General features: G+C 62.0%; 2 protein-coding genes and 1 pseudogene. 1 reads left to right on the forward strand and 2 read right to left on the reverse strand.

What is annotated here, in order from left to right; translation table 11 throughout:
• Window positions 1-708: ABC transporter ATP-binding protein (locus JOY90_RS37460; RefSeq protein WP_291696119.1), on the forward strand; the 708-nt coding region annotated here is incomplete at its 5' end.
• Window positions 709-957: 249 nt separating this feature from the next.
• Here JOY90_RS37460 and JOY90_RS37465 read toward each other — a convergent pair.
• Both JOY90_RS37465 and JOY90_RS37470 read right to left on the reverse strand, forming a co-directional pair.
• Window positions 958-1,515 carry a L,D-transpeptidase gene (locus tag JOY90_RS37465; protein ID WP_291696120.1) on the reverse strand — a complete coding sequence of 186 codons (558 nt, stop codon included), beginning with the start codon at window positions 1,513-1,515 and terminating at the stop codon, window positions 958-960.
• Window positions 1,516-1,704: 189 nt separating this feature from the next.
• Window positions 1,705-2,547 (reverse strand): annotated as a pseudogene (locus JOY90_RS37470) (FAD-dependent oxidoreductase); the annotation flags it as partial.

The raw sequence follows: 2,547 nt of genomic DNA on the forward strand, positions 1-2,547 counted from the left end.
GAGGCTCGCTCGCCGGCACAGTTGAGCGGCGGCCAGCAGCAACGCGTGGCGCTTGCGCGCGTGCTGGCGACGAACCCGAAGCTGGTCCTTCTGGATGAACCTTTGTCGGCCCTCGATGCCAAGCTGCGCGAGGAATTGCGCCTCGAGCTGAAGCGCATCCTGACTTCCGTCGGCTCGACGACCATCGTCGTCACCCATGATCAGGACGAGGCCATGAGTCTTGCTGACCGCGTGATCGTCATGAATCGAGGCCGCATCGAGCAGCAAGGCACGCCCGATGAGATTTATGCACGGCCTCGCACGGTGTTCGTTGCTGCTTTCATCGGTCGGTCCAACTGGTTTCACGGCGGAGCTTCCGACGCGGCTGAAACCATGTCTTACCTGACCACCGATTCCGGCACGAGGCTTTGGATCAATCATCACAATGCCGCCGCCGGGAATAGCTTGAGCGCATGTGTCAGGCCGGAGCGCATGACATTCGTGGGTCCCGAGGCCCGGGCCGAAAAGTCCGGTGAGAACGTGCTCCCCGGCGAAATAATCGAGATCATCAATCTAGGAGCGGAAATCCACTATATCGTCGAGGGCAGCGAAGGCCGGCTCCTGGTGATCGAGCCCAATCGCGAAGGACCGCGTCTACGCAAAGGGGAGCGCGTCGGCCTCAAGTTCAACGCCGATGATTGCGTGGTGCTCCCGTCCTCTCAAGGTTGAGGGACCTCCTGGAGAACGAAGGATGCGCCCGCGCTCAGCCATTCGCCGAGATCGATCTCATGTCTGTCGATGTAGCCGAGGCCGCCAAAGTACCGGGGCTCGGGTCACTCACAAACTTTTGTGAATCGCCGAACGCCTTCCGTCGATATGGCGAGTGCTTGAGATGTTGCTCCCGCTATGTCGCCCGCGGTCCCGGTCTCGCCTATGGGCACGAGCGAGTGCTCCTCGACCGTGCCAATCGACAGGGGGTTAGATCACCACGACGGGTGTGCCGATATGCACGCGGTTGTAGAGATCGATCGCGTCGAAGTTGCGCATGCGGATGCAACCGGAGGACACGGCCTGGCCGATCTCGCCGGGCTCGTTGGTGCCGTGAATGCGATAGAGCGTGTCGTGATTGCCCTGGAAGAGATAAAGCGCGCGGGCGCCGAGCGGATTGTCCCACCGGCCTTCTAGCGGACCGTGTTTGAGATAGACTTTGAACTGCGGCCAGCGCTCCATGATCGAGGCGGTCGGCATCCAGGTCGGCCATTCCTTCATTTGCCCGACCGTTGCCCGGCCGGTCCAACCATAGGCCTCGGCGCCGGTCGCAATCCGATATTCGATCGCTTCGCTGCGGGGCAGAACGTAGTAAAGGTGCCTGCTACCGGTATCGACAACGATCGTACCTGGCGTCTCATTGGTCGAATAGTGGACCTTGTTGCGGATGTCGGGGATGCGCCATTCGTCGGGTTCGGCAAGCGCCATCATCTGCTTGTCGCGAGAGGTGAGCTTCGGATCGGGCAGGCCCGATTGGAGAACCGGCACGCAGCCGGCCGCCACAAGTGCAATTCCCAAAAGCAACTTTTTTGCCTTCATGTCGGTCCCGCAATCGCGTGAACGGTAATCAGTTTGGTTGCTCGATACCGAAGAACTGGCCGACGACGTCCCTGACCGAAGTTCAGGCCGGTGCGATACTATCGTTCCTGAGGCCAAGTTCGCAAGGAGCGCCCATCTTCAGCCATCGGTCCACGTCTCGCCCAGCCGTGGGGTCGTCGCCTCACCGACGGATGAGGGCGTCTGCACACGCGCGGCGATATGGTCGGCTAAATGTGCCGCATCGTGTTCGACACCAAAGATGAAGCTCGACGCTCTTCGGCTCAGCCAGCTCAGCCCAAGGAAATACAGCCCGGGCACTTTGGCTACGCCGCGCCGATGCACTGGCCGGCCCTTTTCGTCCAAGGCATCGACCTTCAGCCAGCCGAAATCGAGCGCGTACCCCGTCGCCCAGACGATCGCGCCTATTCCGGCGTCGCGGAGGTCAAGCTCAAGGACGGGGTCGGTGACGCATTTTGGTTGCGGATAGACCGTTCGCGCCGTTGGCTCCTCAGGCAGGGCGAGACCTTCACGTGCGGCAAAGGCATCGGCCCCATCGAGCAAGGATAAATAGGACGCATCGCCTCGCGCGAGATTGCTGGCGAGGTCGGGGGAGAAGCGCATCACACCATGTGCGAAAGTTTCCGCCCTGCCCAACAGCATCACCCCGCTCGCCGCCAGGCGCCGAAAGTCGATGGTCCGCCCGCCATAGGCGCCGCTAACCGCGATCGTGACGTGCTTGATTGACGGATCGGGGGTGGTGGCATCCCACAGGCCCAGGACACCGAGCCACCAGCAAAAATCACGTCCGCGATATCGCCTGGGCGGACGCTCATGCCGGCCCACGGATAAATAGACGCGCCGACCCGCTCGCGAAAGTTCGTCCGCGATCTGAGCACCGGAAGAACCGGCCCCGACCACGAGTACGGCGCCCTCCGGCAGCTGACCGGGATTGCGGTAGCCGCTGGAGTGCATTTGCAGGAT

The sequence above is a fragment of the Bradyrhizobium sp. genome, from assembly GCF_019242285.1.
In the GTDB taxonomy this organism is placed as follows: domain Bacteria; phylum Pseudomonadota; class Alphaproteobacteria; order Rhizobiales; family Xanthobacteraceae; genus Bradyrhizobium.